This window comes from Bacillus sp. PS196, from assembly GCF_037963555.1.
In the GTDB taxonomy this organism is placed as follows: domain Bacteria; phylum Bacillota; class Bacilli; order Bacillales; family Bacillaceae; genus Bacillus; species Bacillus subtilis.
The window spans coordinates 645667-668730 of sequence record NZ_CP150159.1 but is presented as its reverse complement, the minus strand read 5'-3'; the positions used below and the strand labels follow the sequence as shown (position 1 = coordinate 668730).

At 41.7% G+C, this 23064-nt stretch carries 20 protein-coding genes; 9 read left to right on the top strand and 11 right to left on the bottom strand.

The annotated features are described in order from the left end of the window. Nucleotides 1–98: 98 nt before the first annotated feature. From cotA to NST79_RS03515, 5 genes are all read left to right on the top strand, one after another. The gene (gene cotA / locus NST79_RS03535; RefSeq protein ID WP_014479048.1) at nucleotides 99–1640 is read left to right on the top strand and encodes an outer spore coat copper-dependent laccase CotA; all 1542 of its coding nucleotides are present in this window, start codon (nucleotides 99–101) and stop codon (nucleotides 1638–1640) included. A 98-nt stretch (nucleotides 1641–1738) separates the two neighbouring features. Further along, complete coding sequence (locus NST79_RS03530; protein WP_212060030.1) at nucleotides 1739–2728, top strand: DUF4003 domain-containing protein; 990 nt, start codon at nucleotides 1739–1741, stop codon at nucleotides 2726–2728. A 12-nt stretch (nucleotides 2729–2740) separates the two neighbouring features. After that, entirely contained in the window at nucleotides 2741–3556 is an 816-nt protein-coding gene (locus NST79_RS03525; RefSeq protein ID WP_116316326.1) for an alpha/beta hydrolase, read from the top strand. A gap of 82 nt (nucleotides 3557–3638) precedes the next feature. Continuing rightward, nucleotides 3639–3848, top strand: coding sequence for a cold-shock protein (locus NST79_RS03520; RefSeq protein WP_003234008.1), 210 nt, complete (start codon nucleotides 3639–3641; stop codon nucleotides 3846–3848). A 189-nt stretch (nucleotides 3849–4037) separates the two neighbouring features. Then, a complete protein-coding gene (locus NST79_RS03515; RefSeq protein ID WP_003243985.1) occupies nucleotides 4038–4196 on the top strand; it encodes a hypothetical protein in 159 nt (52 codons plus the stop codon). 33 nt (nucleotides 4197–4229) lie between these two features. Here the strand turns inward: NST79_RS03515 and NST79_RS03510 are convergent, their stop codons facing one another. Continuing rightward, nucleotides 4230–5276 carry a PD40 domain-containing protein gene (locus NST79_RS03510; protein WP_212060032.1) on the bottom strand — a complete coding sequence of 349 codons (1047 nt, stop codon included), beginning with the start codon at nucleotides 5274–5276 and terminating at the stop codon, nucleotides 4230–4232. Nucleotides 5277–5341: 65 nt separating this feature from the next. Continuing rightward, nucleotides 5342–5713 carry a cell wall metabolism protein WalM gene (walM, locus tag NST79_RS03505; protein WP_003234013.1) on the bottom strand — a complete coding sequence of 124 codons (372 nt, stop codon included), beginning with the start codon at nucleotides 5711–5713 and terminating at the stop codon, nucleotides 5342–5344. 436 nt (nucleotides 5714–6149) lie between these two features. Here walM and bdhA point away from each other — a divergent pair, with 436 nt between their 5' ends. Then, complete coding sequence (bdhA, locus tag NST79_RS03500; RefSeq protein ID WP_003234015.1) at nucleotides 6150–7190, top strand: (R,R)-butanediol dehydrogenase; 1041 nt, start codon at nucleotides 6150–6152, stop codon at nucleotides 7188–7190. A gap of 47 nt (nucleotides 7191–7237) precedes the next feature. Here bdhA and iolT read toward each other — a convergent pair whose 3' ends face one another. Continuing rightward, nucleotides 7238–8659, bottom strand: coding sequence for a myo-inositol transporter IolT (iolT, locus tag NST79_RS03495; protein WP_019712787.1), 1422 nt, complete (start codon nucleotides 8657–8659; stop codon nucleotides 7238–7240). Nucleotides 8660–9243: 584 nt separating this feature from the next. On the opposite strand from iolT, the gene NST79_RS03490 reads away from it, so the two are divergent. Next, the gene (locus NST79_RS03490) at nucleotides 9244–10269 is read left to right on the top strand and encodes a two pore domain potassium channel family protein (protein WP_212060045.1); all 1026 of its coding nucleotides are present in this window, start codon (nucleotides 9244–9246) and stop codon (nucleotides 10267–10269) included. 46 nt (nucleotides 10270–10315) lie between these two features. Here the strand turns inward: NST79_RS03490 and NST79_RS03485 are convergent, their stop codons facing one another. From NST79_RS03485 to gutB, 7 genes are all read right to left on the bottom strand, one after another. Beyond that, complete coding sequence (locus NST79_RS03485; RefSeq protein ID WP_212060034.1) at nucleotides 10316–11287, bottom strand: SPFH domain-containing protein; 972 nt, start codon at nucleotides 11285–11287, stop codon at nucleotides 10316–10318. A 30-nt stretch (nucleotides 11288–11317) separates the two neighbouring features. Then, nucleotides 11318–12082, bottom strand: a complete 765-nt coding sequence (locus tag NST79_RS03480; protein WP_212060035.1) for a YgcG family protein — start codon at nucleotides 12080–12082, stop codon at nucleotides 11318–11320. Further along, entirely contained in the window at nucleotides 12082–13107 is a 1026-nt protein-coding gene (locus NST79_RS03475) for a TFIIB-type zinc ribbon-containing protein (protein ID WP_212060037.1), read from the bottom strand. The genes NST79_RS03480 and NST79_RS03475 overlap by 1 nt, the downstream gene beginning before the upstream one ends. Before the next feature lie 65 nt (nucleotides 13108–13172). After that, nucleotides 13173–13856, bottom strand: a complete 684-nt coding sequence (locus tag NST79_RS03470; RefSeq protein ID WP_076458677.1) for a PspA/IM30 family protein — start codon at nucleotides 13854–13856, stop codon at nucleotides 13173–13175. Nucleotides 13857–14052: 196 nt separating this feature from the next. Continuing rightward, nucleotides 14053–15015 carry a carbohydrate kinase gene (locus NST79_RS03465; RefSeq protein ID WP_015252673.1) on the bottom strand — a complete coding sequence of 321 codons (963 nt, stop codon included), beginning with the start codon at nucleotides 15013–15015 and terminating at the stop codon, nucleotides 14053–14055. Between the two features lie 94 nt (nucleotides 15016–15109). After that, nucleotides 15110–16501, bottom strand: a complete 1392-nt coding sequence (locus NST79_RS03460; RefSeq protein ID WP_212060039.1) for an MFS transporter — start codon at nucleotides 16499–16501, stop codon at nucleotides 15110–15112. A gap of 73 nt (nucleotides 16502–16574) precedes the next feature. Beyond that, nucleotides 16575–17636, bottom strand: a complete 1062-nt coding sequence (gene gutB / locus NST79_RS03455; RefSeq protein WP_038430000.1) for a sorbitol dehydrogenase — start codon at nucleotides 17634–17636, stop codon at nucleotides 16575–16577. Between the two features lie 201 nt (nucleotides 17637–17837). Between gutB and gutR the strand changes: the two genes are divergently transcribed. Then, nucleotides 17838–20330, top strand: a complete 2493-nt coding sequence (gene gutR / locus NST79_RS03450; protein WP_212060044.1) for an NB-ARC domain-containing protein — start codon at nucleotides 17838–17840, stop codon at nucleotides 20328–20330. Nucleotides 20331–21233: 903 nt separating this feature from the next. After that, the gene (locus NST79_RS03445; RefSeq protein ID WP_124073343.1) at nucleotides 21234–21959 is read left to right on the top strand and encodes a hypothetical protein; all 726 of its coding nucleotides are present in this window, start codon (nucleotides 21234–21236) and stop codon (nucleotides 21957–21959) included. A gap of 184 nt (nucleotides 21960–22143) precedes the next feature. On the opposite strand, the gene NST79_RS03440 is transcribed toward NST79_RS03445, so the two are convergent. Next, nucleotides 22144–23046, bottom strand: a complete 903-nt coding sequence (locus NST79_RS03440) for a hypothetical protein (protein WP_124073344.1) — start codon at nucleotides 23044–23046, stop codon at nucleotides 22144–22146. Between the last annotated feature and the right edge of the window lie 18 nt (nucleotides 23047–23064).

Here is a 23064-nt window from a genome sequence, read left to right as displayed (position 1 = left end):
CGGGCGGGCTGCAGCACGAAGATTTTTTGTAACCATCACGTCCTTATTGTCATTAACTATAGTACCAATTTGGAAAATTTAGATAAGGACAGATGAAAATGACACTTGAAAAATTTGTGGATGCTCTCCCAATCCCAGATACACTAAAGCCAGTACAGCAATCAAAAGAAAAAACATACTACGAAGTCACCATGGAGGAATGCACTCATCAGCTCCATCGCGATCTCCCTCCAACCCGCCTGTGGGGCTACAACGGCTTATTTCCGGGGCCGACCATTGAGGTTAAAAGAAATGAAAACGTATATGTAAAATGGATGAATAATCTTCCTTCCACGCATTTCCTTCCGATTGATCACACCATTCATCACAGTGACAGCCAGCATGAAGAGCCCGAGGTAAAGACTGTTGTTCATTTACACGGCGGCGTCACGCCAGATGATAGTGACGGGTATCCGGAGGCTTGGTTTTCCAAAGACTTTGAACAAACAGGACCTTATTTCAAAAGAGAGGTTTATCATTATCCAAACCAGCAGCGCGGGGCTATATTGTGGTATCACGATCACGCCATGGCGCTCACCAGGCTAAATGTCTATGCCGGACTTGTCGGTGCATATATCATTCATGATCCAAAGGAAAAACGCTTAAAACTGCCTTCAGACGAATACGATGTGCCGCTTCTTATCACAGACCGCACGATCAATGAGGACGGTTCTTTGTTTTATCCGAGCGCACCGGAAAACCCTTCTCCGTCACTGCCTAATCCTTCAATCGTTCCGGCTTTTTGCGGAGAAACCATACTCGTTAACGGGAAGGTATGGCCATACTTGGAAGTCGAGCCAAGGAAATACCGATTCCGTGTCATCAACGCCTCCAATACAAGAACCTATAACCTGTCACTCGATAATGGCGGAGAGTTTATTCAGATTGGTTCAGATGGAGGGCTCCTGCCGCGATCTGTTAAACTGAATTCTTTCAGCCTTGCGCCTGCTGAACGTTATGATATCATCATTGACTTCACAGCATATGAAGGAGAATCAATCATTTTGGCAAACAGCGCGGGCTGCGGCGGTGACGTCAATCCTGAAACAGATGCGAATATCATGCAATTCAGAGTCACAAAACCATTGGCACAAAAAGACGAAAGCAGAAAGCCGAAGTACCTCGCCTCATACCCTTCGGTACAGCATGAAAGAATACAAAACATCAGAACGTTAAAACTGGCAGGCACCCAGGACGAATACGGCAGACCCGTCCTTCTGCTTAATAACAAACGCTGGCACGATCCCGTCACAGAAGCACCAAAAGTGGGCACAACTGAAATATGGTCCATTATCAACCCGACACGCGGAACACATCCGATTCACCTGCATCTAGTCTCCTTCCGTGTATTAGACCGGCGGCCGTTTGATATCGCCCGTTATCAAGAAAGCGGGGAATTGTCCTATACCGGTCCGGCTGTCCCGCCGCCGCCAAGTGAAAAGGGCTGGAAAGACACCATTCAAGCGCATGCAGGTGAAGTCCTGAGAATCGCGGCGACATTCGGTCCGTACAGCGGACGATACGTATGGCATTGCCATATTCTAGAGCATGAAGACTATGACATGATGAGACCGATGGATATAACAGATCCCCATAAATAACCAGACAAACTTGCCTCTAGCAGGCAAGTTTTTTCTTTATGAAACCTTTGGCCCTATTTATCGTATTACGTAAAAACAGCAAAAAGGAGCTGCTTTTTATGCTGACACACGACCTACATGAAAAAATAAAGCAATACATTTCCATTTATGCTGAATTAAAATCAAAATTAAAATGGAAAGTTTCACACGATCAGATATTAATGCTCATTTCTTCTGCATATATTGTGAATAAAAGAGAGTTTGATTTTCAGCGCTTTTATGATTTGAGCAGCTATATCAAATCAAACATCGGCAGCTTCTCAACACTCAATTCACACCACCGCTTTACTGTTGCATCTATTCTGGACATTCATTTTCAGCATGAGGCAAAACAAACATTTCATACTTTTATCGATGTATACAATGAAATGGTGAAGCTAGGATATAAGCGGGATATGTTCACATACCTTTCCGCTCTGATCTTGCTCACCGGCAAATCTGAAACGACAAACCAAAAAGAACAGATGAACATGGGGCTAGCAGTTTATCAGCAGATGAAGAAAAATCATTATTTCCTCACTTCAACTCAGAATGTTCCGCTTGCCGTACTGCTTGGAGAAAACGGAGAAGGTTTGCAGGCGCTACAGAAGGCGGAAACATGCTATCAGCTGCTGGCAGCCAACGGCTTTAAAAAAGGACAGTACTTACATCAGGTCAGCCATATTCTGGCCTTGCAAAGTGAAAAAGAGCCCGAAATGCTGGTTTCCGCTTGCAAACAGATATATCAATCCATCACTGAATCTGTCAAAAAACCAAAGGATTATCATTATCCAGACCTTGCTCTCCTCACATTTCTGGAAGAGCCAGATATCAAAACCGTTTTGTGCATCACTGACGAATTAAACCAGGAAAAAGCTTTTAAATGGCAAAAGGAAATGAACTTTAAAATTGCTGTCAGCCTCTATCTCAGTGAGCATATGGAGAAAAATCTGCTGATGGAATCAGGACTATACACTGCTATCGAAACAGTCATTCAAGCGCAGCAGGCAGCCGTGACAGCTGCCATCATCAGCTCAACAGCAGCCAGCCATACTCATGATGGAAACTAAAGGAGGAGAAACATGCCATACATCACATTAGAAGATCAGACACGCCTTTACTATGAAACACACGGGAACGGGACGCCGATCCTATTTATACATGGGGTGCTGATGAGCGGACAATTTTTCCACAAACAATTTTCGGCGCTTTCTGCCAATTATCAATGTATTCGTCTTGATCTTAGAGGACACGGCGAATCTGACAAAGTGCTTCACGGCCACACCATTTCCCAATATGCCCGTGACATAAGGGAATTTCTAAATGCAATGGAGCTTGACCATGTCGTTCTTGCCGGCTGGTCAATGGGCGCTTTTGTCGTATGGGATTATCTCAATCAATTTGGGAATGATAACATTCAAGCCGCTGTGATCATCGATCAATCCGCTTCCGACTATCAATGGGAGGGCTGGGAACACGGTCCATTTGATTTTGACGGCTTAAAAACAGCGATGCACGCCATTCAAACTGACCCGCTGCCTTTCTACGAAAGCTTCATCCAGAATATGTTCGCAGAACCGCCTGCCGAGACCGAAACAGAATGGATGCTGGCAGAAATTCTCAAACAGCCGGCTGCCATTTCTAGCACGATTTTATTTAACCAAACGGCCGCTGATTACCGGGGCACCCTCCAAAACATCAATGTGCCGACATTGCTGTGCTTCGGGGAAGACAAGAAATTTTTCTCTACAGCAGCTGGGGAACACTTGCGCAGCAATATTCCAAACGCGACACTCGTTACCTTTCCTAAAAGCAGCCATTGCCCGTTTTTAGAAGAGCCAGATGCTTTTAACAGCACACTCCTCTCCTTTTTAGATGGGGTTATTGGAAAGTCATAAAGAAAAAGGAATTAGGAGATTAGGGAAAAGTATGAGACAATAAGAAGTGTGCAGTAAAATACATGAGGGAAGAAGTGACTTTATGTCTTACTATAACAAACGAAATCAAGAACCGCTGCCAAAAGAAGATGTGAGTACTTGGGAATGCACAAAAGAAGACTGTAATGGCTGGACCCGAAAAAACTTCGCCAGCAGTGATACGCCATTGTGCCCTTTATGCGGAAGTAAAATGGTCGACGGCATCCGTTCATTAGTGAATCTCCAAAACAACAGCCAAACGAAAACAAGCTAGTTCTTCCCTATAACAAATGCAGTCTCCTGCAAGCAAACAAACCCCGAACGGAGACAAAATTCTATATTTCAGAATAAAAGCCTCTCATTGCAAGAGGCCAAATACGAAGAAAGAAGCCCAAAACTGTAAACGTTTAGGGCTTTTTTGTCTGTTTCAATGGTATAATATGGATATAAGAGGAGTGATAACGTGATCTCAAACCAGCAGCAAAAAGACTTGAAAAAAAGAGCTGCGTTCAAAAAGCTGAATGTTGCAATGAACTCATATGTTGAACTTCTGTTTTTGTCGGTACCTCTGATTCATATCTTTAAATGGCTCGGATCATTAGCTCTGCACCTCATCCATTAAAAAAGCCACTCAGCTCATGCCGAGTGGTTTTTATTAGTTAATCACAGAAAAGCTGTTGATGATGCCGTTTGGATTTTCCCATACTTTTTTGAAGGTCTTATTTTCAAGGCTATAGGAATAAATCGTCCGCACCTTAGCTTCACGCCCTGTTTCGTCCTTCAGCTTTTTAGCCCCCTTGGCTTCGGCAAGAAAATAAATGTTCTTCCCATCCTTAGAAAACTGAGGCTGTGCGTCAATTAACAGCTTAAATGATTTTTGATTTGAGATGATGCTTTCATATTTTTTCGTATCCGCATTGAGCATTTGAATAGAAGCGGTTTGCTCCGTTCCTTTCTGCGTATATGATGTGAATAAAATACGTTTATCATCATCAGAAACAGCAATATCGCTGATAAATTGGTTCAGGCTTTTCAGCTCATTAAATTTATGTTGACGGCCTTCCGCAAAATGAATCGTTGTCGGTTCAGGATCGATGCCCTTTTCGTTTGCTTCATCTGTTTTCTTGTAGTCTTCTTCTACAGAATAATGAAGCAATGCAAATGAATCGTTTTTTTGGTTATAAAAGAAGCTGCTGACGGTGTTATCCTGATCATTAGCGGCAGGATAAAGATTTTTGTACTTTTTCGTTTTCAGATCAAAAGCGGCGATCCGAAAATTGCTTTCGTCCGCTTTTCCTAAGCGGAAATAGATGGTTGAACGGTCCTTTGATAAAAACAAACTGTCCGCACTCTCCGCGCCTTTATAAAGCACCGTCTTTTTATTAGACTTTAGATCCAGTTTAAAAAGCCTCATTTCATTCTGTTCATTATTGCCCGTATAATAGAGCACCTGCTGTTTTTGATCCAAGGCAAATGCCGGATAGCTGGTCAGCTTCTCCTCATGGATCACCTTGTCATTTTCATAATACTTTGTCAGCAGATCCGTATCTGTAATTGAAACCAGCAGCTCATCACCGCTTTCGGTATTGACTGAAACATCAGCAGCCTTCTCATGGCCTTTATCCTTTGCAAGATAAAACGCAACCCCCGCGGCAGCTGCCGCTATTATCACTGCTAATAATAATATGATTCTTTTTTTCATCTTTTATCTCCACCAATAGAAAAAGCAAGAATGTGACTTCTTGCTTTCCAGATTATATATGTACATTAATAGCTGTAATGCCCCGCTACTTTACCTTTGCTTAATGGATATCCAAGCGCTTTAAACGCTTTAGGGCTAACATCCAGCACTGCATTAGGCATTCTGCCAACATCATTTTTATAAACCGTAATCACCTTTTTAGGCTTCGCTTTTGCATAAGCTCTGATTTTTGTCCCGTTTCTAGGAACATCAAATCCGATTTTGGTCGCACAATCCCAATGTCCAAGTTTCTTACCTGAAGAGCCTTTTTTCCCGACTCCATTATACCAAGTAATATTTCCGTTCACATGTTTCGCACTGGCATCTGATGAAAAACTAAAAGCTCCCAAAGTACTTCCTACTAAGATAAAAGCGGCTAAAATGACTTTCTTCAACATTTCGTCCCCCTGTTTGTTAACATCTAGGAAGATTATACACGATCAACCAGCTATTTTTTATTTCAATATCCTTACAGTAATGTTACAAAGTCAAAAAGTTACCTCTGCTAAATTAAACCATGGAAGATTATCCTATTATAATAGCGGTATTAGCGTTATAATTATTGATAGAGTAGTTGTCGCATTCAATATGAACGAACCATTACCGTATTGTTCAAACCAAATTCATAGCTATGTAAACGATTGATACTCTCATATAAAGAAAAAAGAGTGTGCGAGACCCTTTTTTCTTCAAAGTTTCTTTTTTCAAAAAAACGTAGATTATATTATATAAAAATTTCATTTCTTTTTTGGTTTTAAAAATGGCGATTTTGTGAACAGTTCATATTGACCGGTGCGGAATTACTCACATCAAAAGTTATAGGAGTGGTAATCCATGAAGGCAGCAAGATGGCATAACCAAAAGGATATCCGTATTGAACATATCGAAGAGCCAAAAACGGAGCCGGGAAAAGTAAAGATCAAAGTCAAATGGTGCGGCATCTGCGGAAGTGATTTACACGAATATCTGGGCGGCCCGATCTTTATTCCGGTTGACAAACCGCACCCATTAACAAATGAAACGGCACCTGTCACAATGGGGCATGAATTCTCCGGTGAAGTTGTCGAAGTCGGAGAAGGCGTTGAAAATTATAAAGTTGGAGACCGCGTTGTAGTCGAGCCGATTTTTGCTACACACGGCCACCAAGGCGCCTACAACCTTGATGAACAAATGGGATTCCTCGGCTTAGCCGGCGGAGGCGGCGGTTTCTCTGAATACGTCTCTGTAGATGAAGAGCTTTTGTTCAAACTTCCTGATGAATTATCATATGAACAAGGCGCGCTCGTTGAACCTTCTGCAGTTGCTCTATACGCTGTCCGATCAAGCAAACTCAAAGCAGGCGACAAAGCGGCTGTATTCGGCTGCGGCCCGATCGGACTTCTTGTCATTGAAGCGCTGAAGGCTGCCGGTGCAACTGATATTTACGCTGTTGAGCTTTCTCCTGAACGCCAGCAAAAAGCTGAGGAGCTTGGCGCGATCATCGTTGATCCGTCTAAAACAGACGATGTAGTCGCTGAGATTGCAGAACGTACAGGAGGCGGTGTTGACGTAGCATTCGAAGTCACTGGTGTCCCAGTGGTGTTACGACAAGCCATCCAGTCCACTACAATTGCCGGTGAAACCGTCATCGTCAGCATTTGGGAAAAAGGTGCTGAAATCCATCCGAACGATATCGTAATCAAAGAACGTACAGTAAAAGGAATTATCGGATACCGCGACATCTTCCCGGCTGTATTGTCATTAATGAAAGAAGGCTATTTCTCAGCCGACAAACTCGTAACGAAAAAAATCGTACTAGATGATTTGATCGAGGAAGGCTTCGGGGCTCTTATTAAAGAGAAAAGCCAAGTCAAAATCCTTGTCAGACCTAACTAATTTGAAACCAAAAAGAATCCGCACTCGGGTGCGGATTCTTTTTTTAATTATCCAATCACTTCAGCCCCAGAATCCTTCTTTGCCCCGCCGTGATCATAAGCGCGGAAGTTTTCCTCCAGCTGCTCAAGCGAAAGACCTTTCGTTTCCGGTAAAAACTTCTTCACAAACAGGACAGAGCAAATTCCTAATCCAACGAAGATAAAGAACGTTGTGGACAGCCCGATAGCTGCCAGCAATATCGGAAACGTGAAACTGACTGCAAAATTCACCATCCACAGACAGAATACCGTAACACCCATTCCCAGTCCGCGAAGGCGAAGCGGGAAAATTTCAGATAGCATCAGCCAAGTCACTGGTGAAATGGCGCCCTGCTGAAAAGCAAGAAATGTGACCGTTAATGACAGGACTACATACGGAAGTGCCGGTGATCCTTCAAGTACAAGTGAGAATATCCCGATTAGCAATAATGCTGTTGTCGTACCGATCAAGCCTGTCATCAGCATCGGCCGGCGCCCCACTCTTCCCAGCAGCCAGATTCCGACGAATGTTGCCAATACCGAAATCACGCCATTCGCAATATTTCCGATTAAAGCGGCTTCCGTTTGGAAACCGGAATTTCTTAGAATTTCAGTCCCATAATACATAATCGAATTCACACCTGTAATTTGCTGTACAATCGCAATCCCTAATCCAATAAACACAATACGGCGCACCCATGGGACTGAAAGATCTTTAAATGTCGCTTTTTCAAGCTGGTCTTCTTTTTTGAAAGCGAATTCAATTTCTTGCAGCTCAGCTGCTGCCCGTTTTTCGTCCCTGATTTTTTTCAATACACGCAAAGCATCTTCTTTTCTTCCTTTAGAAACAAGCCAACGGGGACTCTCGGGCATTCTGATCATGCCGAAAAACAGGAACAAGGCTGGAAGTGACGCAATGACCAGCATAAACCTCCACACATGGGAGTTGTCTCCCATTGTTGTTCCAAGGATCGCATTAAAAACAAAGGCCAAAAGCTGTCCTGATACAATCATCAATTCGTTCTGCGTCACCATCCGTCCCCTGCTTTCCACAGGAGACATCTCTGCTAAATAGGCAGGCACCGTTACGGATGCACCCCCAACCGCAATACCGAGCACAAAACGGGAAATAATCATGACCGTAACATTTGGTGCAAACGTACACCCAATCGTTGAAATAAAAAATATAACAGCGAGGAACAAAATATTTTTGCGGCGGCCGTTAAAATCAGACATCCTGCCGCCAAACACAGCACCCAGTGCCGCTCCAAAAAGAAGTGAACTGGTGACAAGGCCTTCTGTGAAGGCATTGAGATTAAGCTGATCCGGCTCTCCCATATACGGCAAAGCTCCATTGAGCACACCGGTATCATAGCCAAAAAGAAGCCCGCCGAAAGTGGAGACTAAAATAATTGTACGTAAAAATGACATTTGATTTCCTTGTTTATTCATACTGTTTCCCCCAGTCTTTTTCAAAATGCGTATGTCAAAAACTTATTCCAGGGCTGCTGCCTTCCTCACATTTCGTAAGCAGGCTTCAGAAAATAGTTGTTCATGTTTTTATCCAATAACCTCATAACCTTCCCTTCTTCTTAGCATGTCAATCCCTATGGAAGCGATTTCATTTCTCGTTAAAAGAACAATGGTCATTTCTTTGTGCATAACCTCGTTCATTTGGTATTTACTAGTCACTTAATAGTTCAATTGTAGTGATGTTATAGTTACATTTTTGTTATATCTGATATTATCATAATTATAAAAACGCTTTCAGTCAATATAAATTTCTGAAATTTTTTTACTCTATAAAAGGAAAATCACCAATTCAAGGGGAAAATGGACGTTTTTCTTCATGAAAATGTGTGAATCAAGTCAAAAATCCTGTGATTTTCTGTTCATATCGAAAAATGAGTAAGTGTTGGGTAACTCCCACCTATTTTTCTCTGTAAAATCAAACATTCGTTCAATTGTTTCAGACTCAGGATAAAAGGAAATAGAGAAGAAAATAAAAGAAGGCTGACTTAAGGGAGGCAACCAAAATAAATGAGGGTTATATCATTGCAGGCCTTTTATTATTGACAGCGGGGATGATTGATTTTTTATGGACCACGTTATGGTTAGAGAGCGGTGCCGGCCCGATCACAAGATGCCTGTCTGCCTGGCTGTGGAAGGGCTGCCGCAAAATCAGCGGTGACCACGCAAAGGTTCTAAGTATGGCTGGTCCTCTGCTGTTATGCCTGACGTTAGTGATATGGATTAGTCTATTTTGGGGCGGGTGGGTTTTGATTTACTCAAGTGACCCTCAATCACTTATGGAAACTCAATCAAAAGAACCGGCTTCCTGGTCAGACCGAATTTATTTTTCCGGCTATGTCATGTTTACATTAGGAAATGGCGACCTCGCTCCGAACGGAGGCCTATGGAAGCTTGTCACGATTATTGAAACAGCTCAAGGACTGCTTACGATCACGTTTTCTGTCACGTATTTGATTTCCGTCTTGAGTGCGGTTAATCAAAAACGCTCCTTTGCCCAAAGTGTATTAAGTCTAGGGCATGACGGAACAGAAATGGTCCATAATGCATGGAATGGCAAAGATTTTCACGACATTGATTTTCTTCTTATCGCTGCCTCATCAGAACTGGGAAAGCTGACCGCTCAGCATAACGCCTTCCCCATCCTTCATTTTTACCACAGCACGCAGCATCAGGAATCATCCATTATAGCTGTTGCTGTATTGGATGAGGCTCTAACCATTTTCAAATACGGAATTCCTGAACAATATCAGCCGAATCAGCTTCATATCAAAGAAGCGCGCTCAAGTATCAAAAACTATCTGGATACCGTTCATACTGCCTATATCCATCCTGCAGAACAAGCGCCGCCGGAACCAGACATCTCAAAGCTTCAACAATCAGGCATACCGGCTTTATCAAAGCAAACATTTCAAATTGCCGTCAATTCAATAAAGGAACGCCGTCAATTGCTGCTGGGAATTATCCAAGCGGGGGCTCGAAAATGGCCTGTTCAGGAGCAAGCAATAGGTAACGCTTATTCTCCTAAATAAAAAAGTCCCGAGTGCTGATCACTCCGGACTTTTCACTGTATGAGTCTTACACAAGCTTCTGGCCGCAATTCGGACAAAAATTGGCTTCGCCCGTTTTTGTTCCGCAGTTTGGACAGAAATTCGGTTTGCTTCCGCTGCCAGTTGACTGTGGGCCTGATGACTGTGCCTGCTGATTTTGATTCATTTGGTTCATCATCTGATTGGCCATATTCATTCCCATCATCATTCCAGCAATATCCGAAGCCGCTCCGCCTCCGCTCATCTTTCCGGATGCCATTCCATCCGTCATTGATATTTGCTGGTATCTGTTCACATCCCCAACCATACCGTAGGAAGCGTTCTTTGTAATCATATCTTGAACCTCTTGAGGATAATTAAAGCTCATGATTTGAAAACCAGTGACCGTCATCCCGTCGCTTATTAATTGCATATCTAAGTCCTCTTGAATTCCCTTGGCAATATCAAAAGCGTTTGCTTGAAGATTAAACATATCTTTCCCTTCTCTTGTGATCCACTTCATGAGAAGCTGATCCAGAATAGAAATGATACGGGTTTTAATATCCTCTACAAAATATTGATCTTTCACGCCAGCGATTTTATCAATCAGGCTGATATAGTCCTGCACCTTGAAATTAAATGTGCCGTTTGCGCGAATGGGCATACCGCCTGGCATTCCCGCTGCCGGAATATTTATCGCCTGTTTTGTTCCCCATCTTACGGTAAATTCCTTCGTATTGACAAACAGCACCTCAGCTCGCATGCCGCTGTTAAAGCCAAACTTAAAGCCCTTTAACGTTGAAAGGAATGGAATAATTTCTGATTCAATATCATAATCGCCATCATCTTGAAAGACTCCTTCAACCCGCCCATTGTTCAAAAAGACAGCATCCTGTCCGGGACGAATGATTAAACGGCTCCCTTTTTTGATTTCACGATTGTTCCATTTATAAAAAATCATATCATCTCTAAATTCTTCCCACTCTACTACATTCGCTAATTGATTTCTGAAAAACGACATTACGCCTCTCCCTTTCTCTATTTCTTACATTTAAAAATTGCCCCGGCTCCCACTGTATGACGTGCCGCCTTTCGTAACACCGCCATCGCTGCCGCTGTCTTTATCTGATGGTTTTCTTTCTCTTGTTACAGTCGTTCTAATATAAGTGTCGTATTGATCAATCACATCAGACGTACGCTGATCCATATATGTATTTCCATTAACCGTTACTTTGCCGCCTGCATGATAAAGCATGATTGAAACCGCAATTCCCCCGACTGCGATGGCAGCAATCAGCTGAAACCACCATGTAAAGAATATGTTGTCAGGGTTTACTCCCGGTTTTATGCCCATATCTTTATAGGAAAGCTGAATATATGTCTCAAAAGCTTCAAAATAATTTTCATTGGATAAATCAGATGAAATCGTATTTCTGATGCTATTGAGCCTGCTGTTGTCCAAATACTGTTCGGCTTTTTTAAAGCCTGCGATAAACACTTCTCTGTTTGTCATATCAATGGTCAGAATGGCTGTACTGCCTTTTCCGTAACGATCATAAAAATCGCCGGTATAGTCTGCAATATCTTCACCGTTTGTGCTTTTGGTCGTAATAATGATGAAATCAGTGTCCCTCTTTGCACCCAGCTCTGCCGAGAGAGATTCAAGTTTTCCGATCTCCGCTTTTGACAATAGATGAGCGCGATCGTACACATGCTGCTGCAATTCAGAGGCTCTTACCGCTTCGATACCCAGTAAAGGCATCATGATGAAAACAGCCAGCACAACAAAGATCGCTTTCCCAAAAAATCCACGCATCAAAATCCGCCTCCCATCATCAATGAGACGAGCTTCAACGCAAGAAATGTCCCGCCTGCTATTCCGCTAAACCATGCCGCTACTTTTCCTCGACTGATCGGCGGCTTTCCGACAACCTTTCCTGTTTGCCCGTTCATCGCAAAGATATGCTCCGCTCTTTCATAATCGTAACTGACCATCCAAACAGGAAGCAAAACGTAAAAGCTGTTCACGTTTTTCGTGTGAATATGTTTGTCCCTCACATTGACTGACGTATATCCGGAAAAAGTAGAATGGATGTATGAATCTATATAACTGCTGATTTTCTCTTTTGCCCTCGGAAAAAGCTCCTCATCGGTATAATTGTACTTTTCCGCAATATAACCGGCCAAATATGCCGTTTGAAAGTCCTTCAGCTCTTCGTATGAATAAGGCTCCAATTTGTCCATTAATTCGTCTTTCATTTTTTCAGAGGCATCGACAGGGATTTTCAAATAATCGAGATTGATATCACGAAACGCTTCAAAGTGCTCTGTTTCCGTGCAAATATAATCCCCTTCTTCATACCGGTGGACCCTGGTACAGTTTGCTCTCACCTGTACTTCACTATTTAAATCAAACATCCAAAACGGAATATACATGCCGGTGATGCTTTTAATGCGATCGGCAGACATGAAACCTCTTGGTGTCAGAAGGCCTTTTTTGCACCACTTTCGAAATGCCTGCTCGGCTTCTTGCTTGCTGATTGTAAATGGGATGACTTTCGCCGGTGCCAAATGTCCCGATAAACGATCGGCAAGTATTGCAGCACCCCCGCAGAAGCTGCACGTCGTTGCTGTCGTTTCAGCTTCCGTGATCAAAACGGCACCGCAGTTTTCACATTGATATTCTTTTGCTTCATCATCAGAAAACCGTGCCGCAATGTTTTCTTTCGGAAGGCTTTCAATATTGTCCTGTCTTCCGCAGCTGCTGCAGGATAACGAGCCGGCTTCACTGTCAAATGCCATATCACTGCCGCAGTTCGGACACTTATAAGATATTATCATTACCGTTCCCTCTCACATCTTATGATAAAATGACGCCGCAGCCGAGAGCTGCGGCCTCCTATGTATTACTTATCGAGCATCATTTTCGCTTTTAACGCCGCAAGTTCATCATCAACCTGGCTTGAACCGCCAGTGTCATACTTTGCAGTCAGATCAGCCATATCATCCTGCGGAGCGCTGTTCAGTTCAGCCATTGCATTGGCCTGATCAAGTGCCTTATTTACTTTGTCCTCCATTCGGCCGAATGCAGACATTGATTGGCTTGTACTTGAAACAGAAGCGCCCAGTTTGTTCATTCTTTCTTGCGTTTTCGCTACTGCCCACTTCGCCTTGATCATATTTTTGCGTGCTTCCAGCTCTCCAATGTCAGATACCAATTTGTCATGCATCTTTCTCATCTGTGCGGCATTGGTTGCAGCAATTTGATTCGCCGCCTGCAGCTCAGAAAGCTTTGACTCCAAAGATGTTTTTCTTTCAAGAAATTTTCTCGCATCGTTCTCATTTCCGGCTTGCAGCGCCTTCATTGCATAGCTTTCCATCTTTTCCATATCCGCCTGGCATTCGTGATATTCTCTTTTTGCTCTCTGTTCCTCGGCCATAACAGCTGCTGTTTCTGCCTTAACCTTAGCCAAATCGCTATTCATATTTCTTAAATATTGATCTGCCATTTTCTCCGGATTTTCAGCCTTGTCCAATAAAGCATTGATATTCGCAGACATAATATCTTTAAATCTTCCAATTATACTCATTATATCGTTCCTCCTAAAGCTAATTCGGTAATCCTTGTTACATATACTATTTATTATCGTTAAAAGTTTCACTTTTTTAATAAAAAATGACATTCTAAACAAAAAAATACACAACTTTTTACCCGAACAAAAATGTAAACAATAAAAAAAGATGCCTCCAAAAGTCCAAAGACTTTCAAGAGACATCTTCAATGATTTACAAAGAAACTTCAATCTCATCCATGCTTGGCAGTGCATCAATCGCTCCAATTTTAGTGCAGACAAGAGCTCCGACCTTATTGGCAAACGCCACAATCTTACGCAGTTTCACAAAATCAGCATCTACAGATTGAATCTGATCCGTATTTGCCAATTGATATAAAGCCGCACCGACAAAAGCATCTCCCGCCCCTGTTGAGTCAATTGATGTCACCGGAATGCTTGGAATGATTTCACGGTCTTTTCCATTGGAAAGAAGCGTTCCGCTTTTCCCAAGTGTCACAGCGACAATGTTGGCTCCGATCTCATGAAGGATCGCAACACCCTTTTCATGATCCTTCACACCGCTGATAATCTCAAGCTCCTCGTCACTGACTTTCACAAAATCACTTACAGCGATCGCTTTTTTCGCAACACTTACAAACTCTGAGACTCTTCCCCTCCATAAATCTTCACGGTAGTTAGGGTCAAACGAAATAAACTGTCCATTGTCTTTCGCAATCGACATCAACCGTAAATAGGCTGAGCAAAACGGATCCGATAACAGTGCCGTCGCAGAGCCGAAATGAAGGATTTTCGCTTCGTTTAGTTTTTCCTGGTCAATGTCCTCCAGCGTAAACAAAGCGTCCGCGCCTCTATTAAAAACAAAGTCACGCTCTCCATTTTGTTTTAATGAAACAAAAGCAAGCGTTGTAGGCGCTTTCTCATCCATCACCAGCATAGAGGTATCGACATGTACAGCGTCCAATGTTTGCTTCAGAAAATACCCAAACGGATCCTTTCCTACTTTTCCGCTGAAAGCGGCGTCTCCGCCCAGCTTAGCAATTGCTGCCGACACATTCGCCGGTGCCCCGCCGGCACTTTTCAGGAATTGGCGCCCTACCATTAAATCAACGTCAACATCGGTACAAAAGAAATCAATCAACAATTCCCCAATACAAACTACAGAATGACTACGCATATTATCACACTCATTTATAAAGTCTAGATTACAGTCTCAGTATATTACTTTCTGCCATAAATACAACATTGAATATTAAAAATTTTACATCTATTTATCTCGCAGACCTTTGCTCCAGCTCAGAGATGATGTGTTTATATCTTTTTTCCGTTAAAGGATAGAAGGCAATAAGAATAATAGAAAGCAAAATGAAAAATCCCGGAATCAAAGCATTCATATTTTTAATCGCATTCAATGACGCAACTGTCTGGTCTGTATTCGCCACATATCCGGCGATTCCTAAGTAAATGGCCGAAAATGACCCGGCTAACGCAACACCCAACTTATTAATAAAGCTCATGCTCGAAATCACAACACCATCCGCGCGAATTCCGGTTTTCCATTCCGCATAATCGACACAATCCGCAACCATTCCCCAAGCAAGCGTATTTAAAGGCGTTGTGAAAAATCCCGAAGCGAAAAGCCAAATGAAAATGAGTGGAATTGAAGAATACGACGTAAAATGCAGGCCGGCATAAGAAATAAGCGATAGAGCTGCCGTGATGATCATGACTTGTTTTCTGCCCCACTTCTCAGAAAAGAAAGGAATAAACAAATTGCTGATCAGCGCTGCTCCGAAAAATAAAACGGTGCCCATAAATACGAACTCTTTATGGTTGACGTTATACGTAAAATAATAAACCATCGTGCTGAGCTTAATATTAAACCCGATCGCAAAAGCCAAAAATGATGAAATTAACATAAGCAAGGGTTTGTTTCGGAATAAAACGGATAATGTCTTTTTGATCCCTTGTTTGTTTCTCTTTTTAGGCTGAATTCGCTCCCGTACAGTAAAGAAACTAAATAGATTCAAAACGATGCTGACAGCCGCATAGATGAGCGCCGTCATTTGAAATCCAAACGCCTGATCCTCTCCTCCGATAGCAGTTGCAAGCGGTGTCGCACAGGAAATGGATAAAAGAATGCCGATATACACCAAAATCATCCGGGTTGTGGTCAGAACCGTCCGTTCCTCCACCGAATTCGTCATCCGCCCCGTTAAGCTGTTCACCGGGATCGTTTGCATACTAAAGGACATCCCAAGCAGAATATAAGTGACATACGCATATACCATATTTCCGGTCTCACCGAAATGAGGCGTCGTGAAACATAAGAATGTGAATAGCGCAAAAGGAAATGCCACCCACAGCAAATATGGCCTTGCTTTTCCCCACCTTGTATTCGTTTTATCTAAAATCAATCCCATGATCGGGTCAAAAATAGCATCCAGCACACGCACAACAAGAAACAAAGTTGCGATCACCGCAGGCTGAATGCCGCCGACGTCTGTATAATAAAATAATAAGTATGCGTTTACAAACTGAAAGATAATATTATACGACATATCGCCGAATCCATAACCGATTCGTTCAAACCAGGACAGTCCGGTACTGGATTTTGACTGATGCTTCACTTTCATTGCTGTTACTTTTTCTGTTTCAATCATCATTTCCCACCCCAAGAATCCGTTTTCATTTCCAGTAAACAAGAGGGAGAATACGAAGATCCTCCCTGTTCACTCAGCGATTTGGATACACCATCACTTTTAAACATTCATTCTTAAATTGAAGCGCCCGCTCCATCGCATCTTGCGTCTGCTCCAGCGAATATTGGTCCGTTACTAGATGCTTCGTGTCCACAATGCCTGAAGCAAGAAATTCGATTCCCTTTGGATACGTATTGGCATAACGGAAGATCCCGTAAATATCAATCTCATTATCCGCAATAAACGGCACGTTGAGCGGAATCTCGTTCTGTGAAGGCAAACCGACAATCGCCAATTTTCCGCCCCGGCGCACAGAAGCCAGTGCGGATTGCAATGCCGCTGGATTCCCTGCTGTTTCCCAAGCAACATCAACGCCTCTATCATTCGTGATCGTTTTAATCTCTTCAAGTGCATCCTGTTCACGTATATTAATAATATGAGTCGCTCCCATTTTTCTCGCAGCTTCTAACCGCAGCGGCTCTAAGTCGGTGACAATGATTGTACCTGCCCCAAATGCTTTAGCTGCGGCAACAGCCATTAACCCAACAGGGCCCATCCCCATAATCGCAATCGTTGATCCGGGCTGAAGCTTCGTTCTGGCCGCCGCATGGATGCCGACAGAAAACGGCTCGATCAAAGCAGCATCTTCATAAGAAAGTGAGTCTGGGATTAAAAAAACAAAGTCCTGACGCATTTTAATATATTGGACAAACGCACCGTCTACCGGCGGTGTAGCCAAAAACTGTACATCCGGGCAAAGATTATAGCGCCCTTCTTTGCACGCTTCACAGCGTCCGCACGTAACACCCGGCTCTACAGCGACGCGGTCTCCCACCTTGAATTGATCGACAGATGATCCGACAGCGGCAATTTCACCCGCACATTCATGCCCAAGGATAAATGGTTTTTCCACAACATAGTTACCTATTCGGCCATTTGTATAGTAATGCAGATCAGATCCGCAAATTCCGACAGCCATCACCTTAATCAACACTTCATCATGATTGATGTCAGGCACAGGCAATGTTTCAATTTTGATCTCTCTTGTGTTGTGCATAACAGCCGCTTTCATGTTTTGAGGTACTGTGTGAGTCATTTGGCAAATTCCTTTCTTCAGAAAATAAAATGTAAGTGCATACATTTTTGTTTTCTCTGTTACTGCCCCCATTTTATCTGCTTTTCAAGACGTTCAACAGCCTTTTCTGCTGTATAAAAGGACAGCGGCACTGTACTTTTATTTTTTCATATACAAAAAACGCTGGATTGATAAAATAGTACTAATAGGAGGTGCAGGCTTATGGCTGAACTTGAAAACCGAAAACAATTTGCACAACTGCTGGCACCTGGCGTCAAAACGCTAAAACTTCATCCTGATTATAAAGTCAGAAGGAAAAAGAATGAAAAAACAGGACAGTCTTACATAGATAAAATCGCACTCCAGCTGGGAGTCTCCCCAAACACGATCAAAAGCTGGATCGGACAGATGGGGGCAAACTACATTCCCGGAAGAATCGACGACGGAAAACTGTTCGGAATGATCTGGATCATTCTCGAAAAGACCGACTTGGATATCGAGTGGTTGACCGACTTGCTGGAAGCCACCACCATCCCAGTCATCAAACCCGCATTGCCTGTATGGGCAGCATCCTGTTTGAAAAAAGCGAAAATACTGCGAAAAGACGGATTATTCGGGGCTCCGAGTGAAGACGAAATTGAAAATGTAGTAAAACGGCTGTTTCATGACAGACCCGGCCATGAAACGAATGCGCTTACAGAACAGCCTATCACTCATAATTTACCCTCACGCTGGGCCGGACGCTTTATCGGACGCAGCTTTGATATGGAAGCGATACGGCAATGGATGCTTTCTCCGTCACCAGTCTGTTTAATCACCGGCTGGGCCGGTATGGGTAAAACCACAATCGCTCTTGAAGCAGCCTATTCCTGTGTCGACGATACTTCAGATTGGCCGGCGTTCAACAGTATCATTTGGGTCAGCGCTGATTGGAAAGGATTGAGCTTTAGCGATTTTTTAAATACGATCGCCTATCAGCTCGGACGCACAGAGCAAATCGATAAATCAATCAATGAAAAACGATTCGTCGTCCGCAATGCGTTAGCCAATTACACAAGAGAAAAACCGATCCTGCTGATCGTTGACAGCATCGATACTGCAGAACGTGACATTCACGAATTTATCACAAGCCTTCCGCAAGGCGTGAAAGTTCTCCTCACAGCGCGGGAAAACGTAAAGCAAACCTATCGGGAAAGCTTCGGAGAAATGACAGCTATTCAGCTGAGCGGCCTTGACCAAACAGATGCCTTGGATTTTTTTCAGCAAGAAGTGCACCGATGCTTACAAACATGCAACCTCCCACATAAACGGGAAAAGCTGGAGCAGCTGTTACAGCTATCGGCTGGCCTGAAAAACGAATTCATTTCAGCGACTGCCGGAAACCCGAAAGCCATGGCACTCAGCATCGCCTATATGTCAGATGATGACATACCCGCTCAGCAGCTGATTCATGAGCTTGGAAAAGCAGGCTACTCACTGCTGGAATTGTTTGAATTCCTCTTTGGCCGCACTTGGGATAGATGCAATGAAGATACGCGAAAGCTATGGCAGACGCTTTGCTTTTTCAGCAAGCCGCCTGATGAAAAAAGCCTGGCGGCAGCAGCCGGATTAGACGCCCGCCGTTTTCATTACGCTATGGAGCAAATGCGGTCATATGCGCTGATTCAGCCGGAACGAAGCCAAGGCAGGACACAATACTTAGCGCACCAAACCGTTGTCGCTTACGGAGAACAGCACTTGTCCGAACAGCACGAATATGAAAAAGAAGCCCGCAATCGCTGGGCTCACTATTATATTGATTATGCCGAAACCCATTTAAAGCGGGAACAGCCCAACTCTATCTATTGGAGCTACCTGCTGGGACGGAACTTAGATCAAATGAAACAAGAATGGCCAAACATCTTAAAGGTCATCCAATGGGCAAGTGAAACCGATCAAAAAGAAATCCTAATCGAACTCATCACCCGCATCAGCCATTTTCTAAGCAGAATCAACCTGCCCCTGCGAATCGAATACGGGCGCAAAGCCGCCGACGCCGCCCATCAATTAGGCCAACACACACGAGAAGCGTTCTTCCGAATCGACACAGCAGGCTGGGCCCTGATGGAAGTCAATGATTTAGACGGAGCGCTTCAGCAAATAGAAGTCGGGCTGAAGATTCTTAAACAATCCGACGCTCACGATGCCTATGATCTAAAGGTTTGGGGACACGCACTCAAAGCAAGGCTTTTTTTAAAAGACGGGCAACAGGAAAAAGCAGAGACCATTTTAAACGAAATCGAAAATCAACCGATTTCCCCTACCATTCAACACAGAGTTCTATTGGTTCGCGGTGACTTAAGCTTTGCAAGAGGTTATCATGTAGAAGCCATTCAATTATACGAAGCGGCAAATGAAATAAGCTCCACGTACGGCGGCGAAAAAACGATAGAAGCCTATTTCAATCTGGGTGTCACTTACGTGAAATGTGGTCAGTTTGAGAAAGCGGAAGAAGCCTTTGAGCAAATGCTCTATGACAAACATAACGCCAATCAGGTTGAACTGATCTACTATAACTACGGAATGGCGCAGCTGTTGTATCGTAAAGGAAACTATTCCAAAGCGCTTCAGTCTACCCGAAAGACATTGAGACTGATTGAATCGTGGGAACCTGTGATTAGTATTAAAAAAGAAGTTAACAGTTTGGAAAAGCTATTGAAAGATTTGTCATCTTAGGTGTGAGATCGATAGAAAATAATTTCTTTAATGCCTTTTGTAGTCAATGAAAAAGATACTACACTTAATTAATCCATTCATACCAATTGATTTAATAAATAAAAATCAACTGTAAATCCGAAAAAAAATTTAAGTACTTAAAAAACAGAAAATGTTATGAAATAGTTTATTAAGTATTCATTATCCATCTCATTAAATTTGTTGAAAGCAATAAAGTAACCTTATACCCTATTACTTTAAAATCCAAGAGAGTTTCTCAAGTATTATTAAATTAAATATACTATTAATTTTCATTATGAAGAAGTACATATAGAATAGTATTAGATACATGTTGGCATTGTGAAGCATCATCACTTAAAGAAATACCAAAGTTAAACCCTTAGGTAAAATAAATCAGTTTTACATTATCCTCAATTTCATGTATATACCTTTATATGCTTAATCATCAAAAAACAAACAAGCACTTAAAGTAAAGAAATAGATGAAAAGAAAGAGTGCTAGAATCCTTATTAATGCCCTAAAACGAAAAAGAAAGCAAAGCGTTGATAGAACTAAGGAACATCTTTTCAGGATATTGGTGAGGGTGAGGGTGAAGGTGGAACGTCAGAGTCCAGTTTTATAACAATGATTTGGGTTGTAAAAAATATATATCCTATTTGCAAACGAGCACCCTCAAGGATGAATTAGAAAGAGGACAATTAAACCCTATTGTTATTGTTCACTAATATGGGGAATTGCCGTGTTAGGGTGACTTTTGACGATGTTTTTCAAAACAAAATAAACTTAAAAATACTTTTTTTGCTAGTAATATGTTAAGATTATTAATTCAGTAGATTAATAGAACTACGTATAGTGTATAATTTCATGTTACTATCACTCGTAAATTAGGAGGATGACTGCAAATTGTTTTGGCGGTATTTGAAGCTTATTTTGAGTAGTTGGATTTTAAAAGTAATTGCACTTCTTGATTTGGTGGGATTTACAACAACCTATTTTGAACAACTAAAAATTCCATATTGGATATATCTTTGCTTTCTTATCGTTGGACTTATTTGGTCTGGTTACAACATATATAAAAATTCAGCACCCAGAATCTCTATTGAGAAACCTAAACAAGACAATGTTTCTTTTAGTTTTCCAACTACTGATAACAGCTATTTTACAATTAACATGGAATCATATCTTACTAATTTTGGGCTACAATCCGGATCTCTTGAATACATAAAACTCAAATTTGTAAATGTCAATGATCTTAAAGATCAGTTTGTGATAGAAGAGATTGGAATATCCGGTGAAGAAGGTGAATTATCTAAAGATAAAGTTTTTCCAATATTCCCATCAGGACAGGATGAAAAAAGATTCAACTTCCCAATGATTGTAAAACCTAATGAAATATTACCTTTTTATCTTCGAATTGATGTATCTCTATCTGAATATGATGAACAAGCGATTAAAAGAAAAGTGTCATGGCTTAAGTACGTTAAACTCGAATTAGAATACAAAATAAAAGATAGTTTTGGAACGGAAACAGTCACTATTCCTTTTCAAATTGATTTACAAAACCTTTCAAATGTTTTAGATAGGTCAATAAACTCTAATCAAGCAATTAACGAAATATTTCTTGATTAAATATACATAATTAGTTAATCCCCTACGTATAGAACGTGGGGGATTGTAGATGAAATATCAGAAGAACAACTTCGTCAAGCAGAAACATTAAATAATCGAATAAAGAGATTAGGGCGTTTCAACTCTCTTTTGTTATAAAAGAAAACGCACTTTTGACATCAAAAAAGTCAAAAGTGCTTTTAAATCAATCAACATAACTCCAAATATCATCGCAAAGCAAATGGTCGAACGTTTGTATATGTTCACTCAATAGAACATCAGTTTGCATTTGTGGGCGTGGGTCGAAATAATACACTCCATCAAGGGGATTTAATTTAACCGTGTAACCTTTAAAATGTCCTGCTAAAAAGGTACCATTTATCCCGAATTTTTGCGGATCTTTATTCCTCTTTCTTTGAACATCATGTAAGAAAATTGCAATGTGGGGTACTGTTGTTTCCGTTAATTTCGAATATAGAAACTTATCGACAAAAATCTTTCCAATTCTATCCTTTGAAGTTGTTTTAACAGAACCAATCAATTTTACCTCGCCTTTTTTGTCTTTAAGTATAAGATCGTGTTGATAACTCATATTGAATAGTTGTTTGTCTTCCATATTTACAGGGACTTTTACAACCCCGTTATTCGCGGGAGCACCGATTTCTCGCAGCAGTAATAAAATTAACTGCTCGAAATAGTCTCCATTCAGTTTTCGAGCTACATTTGTCCTATTTGCGTCAAGACCGTCCAATGCAAAACCTATTGTTTGTTGTACCGTATAAATTGTTCTATTAATAATACTTCTATCCAAAATTTTTGCATGATTACGGTCGCTTTTCAAATCCTTCAATATTTTATTGAATTCCCCTAGGTTATCCAAAAAATCTTGGTGAGAATATAAAATTTTTGAATTGAAAGGGCGAGTTACTTGATAATTCGCTTCACTATTATATTGATAAAAGTTATATACATGTTCATTTTGTGAAACAATTGTAGCTTGTTTATTCTTCTGAATATACTCTAAAAAATATAAAGCAAAATCCGTATAATTTTGTAATGTAACAAAATTGTTTTTATTTGTAACTTTCTCTAACACCGTTTCAATCATAATTTTCCCCTTTTTTCT

Coding starts and splice junctions, on each gene's coding strand:
- cotA (WP_014479048.1), top strand. CDS start 99: ATGACACTTGAAAAATTTGTGGATGCTCTCCCAATCCCAGATACACTA.
- NST79_RS03530 (WP_212060030.1), top strand. CDS start 1,739: ATGCTGACACACGACCTACATGAAAAAATAAAGCAATACATTTCCATT.
- NST79_RS03525 (WP_116316326.1), top strand. CDS start 2,741: ATGCCATACATCACATTAGAAGATCAGACACGCCTTTACTATGAAACA.
- NST79_RS03520 (WP_003234008.1), top strand. CDS start 3,639: ATGTCTTACTATAACAAACGAAATCAAGAACCGCTGCCAAAAGAAGAT.
- NST79_RS03510 (WP_212060032.1), bottom strand. CDS start 5,276: ATGAAAAAAAGAATCATATTATTATTAGCAGTGATAATAGCGGCAGCT.
- walM (WP_003234013.1), bottom strand. CDS start 5,713: ATGTTGAAGAAAGTCATTTTAGCCGCTTTTATCTTAGTAGGAAGTACT.
- bdhA (WP_003234015.1), top strand. CDS start 6,150: ATGAAGGCAGCAAGATGGCATAACCAAAAGGATATCCGTATTGAACAT.
- iolT (WP_019712787.1), bottom strand. CDS start 8,659: ATGAATAAACAAGGAAATCAAATGTCATTTTTACGTACAATTATTTTA.
- NST79_RS03485 (WP_212060034.1), bottom strand. CDS start 11,287: ATGTCGTTTTTCAGAAATCAATTAGCGAATGTAGTAGAGTGGGAAGAA.
- NST79_RS03480 (WP_212060035.1), bottom strand. CDS start 12,082: ATGCGTGGATTTTTTGGGAAAGCGATCTTTGTTGTGCTGGCTGTTTTC.
- NST79_RS03475 (WP_212060037.1), bottom strand. CDS start 13,107: ATGATAATATCTTATAAGTGTCCGAACTGCGGCAGTGATATGGCATTT.
- NST79_RS03470 (WP_076458677.1), bottom strand. CDS start 13,856: ATGAGTATAATTGGAAGATTTAAAGATATTATGTCTGCGAATATCAAT.
- NST79_RS03465 (WP_015252673.1), bottom strand. CDS start 15,015: ATGCGTAGTCATTCTGTAGTTTGTATTGGGGAATTGTTGATTGATTTC.
- NST79_RS03460 (WP_212060039.1), bottom strand. CDS start 16,501: ATGATTGAAACAGAAAAAGTAACAGCAATGAAAGTGAAGCATCAGTCA.
- gutB (WP_038430000.1), bottom strand. CDS start 17,636: ATGACTCACACAGTACCTCAAAACATGAAAGCGGCTGTTATGCACAAC.
- gutR (WP_212060044.1), top strand. CDS start 17,838: ATGGCTGAACTTGAAAACCGAAAACAATTTGCACAACTGCTGGCACCT.
- NST79_RS03440 (WP_124073344.1), bottom strand. CDS start 23,046: ATGATTGAAACGGTGTTAGAGAAAGTTACAAATAAAAACAATTTTGTT.